Origin of the sequence: Collinsella sp. TM10-22 (genome assembly GCF_003466125.1) — a bacterium.
Lineage (GTDB): Bacteria > Actinomycetota > Coriobacteriia > Coriobacteriales > Coriobacteriaceae > Collinsella.
The window spans coordinates 1-1841 of record NZ_QSOC01000017.1 but is presented as its reverse complement, the minus strand read 5'-3'; the positions used below and the strand labels follow the sequence as shown (position 1 = coordinate 1841).

General features: G+C 53.5%; 1 protein-coding gene. It reads left to right on the top strand.

Annotated features, from left to right (window positions below):
• Window positions 1-175 precede the first annotated feature (175 nt).
• On the top strand, window positions 176-1300 hold the full coding sequence (locus DXD94_RS09505) for an aminotransferase (protein ID WP_117763894.1): 1125 nt from the start codon (window positions 176-178) through the stop codon (window positions 1298-1300).
• Window positions 1301-1841: the final 541 nt, after the last annotated feature.

Below are 1841 nucleotides of genomic sequence, written 5' to 3'. Positions count from 1 at the left end.
GCGCTGCATGAGCATGCCCTTCTGGCGCGAGGACCTCTAAGGTTTTCAAAGACCCGTACAGGTCTTAATACAAACATCTAGCTGCCATTAGATGTCTCCCAATGGGACGGTGCGGTTCTTTCGCACCGTCCCATTCATGTTTATTGACGCTAAATGAAGATCAGATATGGTGGCCATGGATATCAAGACAATTGGCGTTGAGGAATGGCTCAACGTTTGGGAGAAGAGTGCTACATGGGATATCGCTCAGTCAACGATCTCGTCGCTGACCATGGGTGAGCTTCGCGCACTTGACGAGCAGGACGGTGCTACGTTCTACGAGCGCCTGGATCGCGAGAAGATGAATTACGGCTGGATCGAGGGTTCGCCGGAGTTTAAGGCCGAAGTCGCCAAGCTGTATCGTCGCGAGGTCAATCCCGATCACATTTTGCAGACTAATGGCTGTACGGGTGCTAACCTCAATGCCATCATGGCTGTTGTCGAGCCCGGCGATCACGTGATTGCCGAGTGGCCTACCTATGCGCCGCTCTATGAGATTCCGCGTACGCTTGGTGCCGAGGTCGAGTATTGGGAGCTTCGCGAGGAGCTCGGCTGGAAGCCCGATATCGAACAGCTCAAGCACTCGGTGCGCCCCAACACCAAGCTCATCTGCATCAATAACGCATCGAACCCCATCGGTACGGTGCTCGATGCCGATACGCTCGGCCAGATTGCCGAGATCGCCCGCTCGGTCGGCGCCTACGTGCTGTGCGACGAGGTGTATCTGCCGCTCGAGAACACCGAGTCCTTTATATCGATGGCCGACGTGTACGAGAAGGCCATTGTCACCAATTCGGTGTCCAAGACCTATTCGACGCCTGCGGCTCGCGTGGGCTGGGTCGTGGCCGACGAAGAGGTCTCCAACCGTATCCGCACCTATCGTGACTACACCATGATCTGCGGCGGCGTGTTCAACGACGCCCTGGCGACCTACGTGCTCGAGCACAAGGATAAGATCCTTGAGCGCAACCGTAAGATCGTGTTTGGCAACCGTAATATCGCTCAGGCATGGATCGATAGGCAGAGCCGCGTCTCTTGGACGGCGCCGCAGGGCGTATCCACCTCGTTTATCCAGCTGGATATTCCCGAGGACGATGAGGAGTTCTGCAAGCGCCTGTTGGCCGAGAGGGGAGTGCTGCTGGTTCCCGGCAGCCGCTTTGAGCTTCCCTGCGGCGCGCGTCTGGGCTACTGCGCGAGTGAAGACGTTCTTCGCGAGGGCCTGAGGCTTCTGGGCGAGGCGCTGGCCGAGTTCGATCGGTAGCCCCTTGAGGATTTCGAGGGCCTAAACCTTACTGGGCCCTCGATGTACCGAATGCAGACCCGCTCCCTTTGGGGCGGGTCTGTTTGTCTTTACCGCCGAAAAAGTCAAGTTGTTACAAATAGAGACTCAAAACAGGCGGGGTATCCGAGGGGCCGTATACTGAGCTTCCGGTGAACGGTATCCAACGTCTGGTAAACGGTAGCCTGGTTGCTAAAAATGAATAGAACGAACTTTTTTCTGAATAAAAATCAAAATGGTTGAGACATAGCAAGAATTACGAATTCTATTCATACCTTTGCGTGAAATATGCAAATTGAGGGTGGTTTAAGAAAGATTAGTTCCAATTGATTTTCCGGTTAAAAAGCGTTTAAGCACGTAAATAAACTTTATTAAATCAAAGTTTGCCATGCGTGAAGTATATGTGTATGCCGTTCACCCCCTATAAAAAACCGTTCGGGGGCAAGGTGGAAGTATGGGCTGATTTTGGATATAAATATGTCGTCAGCAAGCAGCGCCCGTTACGGAAGGGCGCTGATAGATT

Bases quoted from the DNA above. Each gene is read 5' to 3' on its own strand.
- DXD94_RS09505 (WP_117763894.1), top strand. From the start codon at position 176: ATGGATATCAAGACAATTGGCGTTGAGGAATGGCTCAACGTTTGGGAG.